This window comes from Ideonella sp. P3_A4 (genome assembly GCF_056403075.1).
In genome coordinates this window covers 1-618 of the sequence record NZ_JBFUGE010001335.1, presented here as the reverse complement: position 1 = coordinate 618, position 618 = coordinate 1, and the positions used below count along the sequence as shown (strand labels likewise).

Sequence of the window (618 nt, the reverse complement as noted above, 5' to 3'; positions counted from 1 at the left end):
GCGTTGGTCTGCTCTTCAGCGCCGGCGCCCGGGCCGGGAATCGAGTTCTGGATCAGGTCGCCCCACGCGGCCATCCGCTCGGTGACGATGGCCTCGGCGCGCTGGCGCTCTTGCTCCAGGTGGCGCTGCACCAGCCAGCCCGACGCCAGCGCAAACAGCGCCAGCGCGGCCACCACCGTGAGCCAGATGCGCAGGTAGAGCGATTTCAAGGGCGCGGTCGGCGCCGCCCGAGCGCGTCAGTCCTGGTCATTGCCCGCCGTTTCCTGGTCTTGCTTGCGGGCAAAGACGTAGCCGGTGCCGCGCACGGTCAGCACCCGTTTCGGGTTCTTCGGGTCGTCTTCGATCACCGCCCGGATGCGCGAGACATGMACGTCGATCGAGCGGTCGAAAGCCTCCATCGGGTGGCCTTTCAGCGCGTCCATGATCTGGTCGCGGCTGAGCACCCGGCCCGGGCTGTTGGCCAGCACGGTCAGCAGCTCGAACTGGTGGCCGGTGAGGTCGCAGCGCTTGCCGTCCAGCCGCGCTTCTCGCGCGCCAAGGTCGATCTCGAGCCGGCCGAAGCGCAGCACCTCGTCGCTCGCCGGCTCGGGCGCCGCACGGCGCAGCAAGGCCTTGATG

Annotated in this window: 1 protein-coding gene and 1 pseudogene; both read right to left on the bottom strand. The window is 69.7% G+C overall.

All coding sequences use genetic code 11. From position 1 onward, the window contains the following. Window positions 1–209 (bottom strand): annotated as a pseudogene (locus AC1DYI_RS37880) (two-component sensor histidine kinase); the annotation flags it as partial. Window positions 210–236: 27 nt separating this feature from the next. Further along, on the bottom strand, window positions 237–618 hold a 382-nt coding region (locus AC1DYI_RS37875; protein WP_477209187.1), incomplete at its 5' end, for a winged helix-turn-helix domain-containing protein.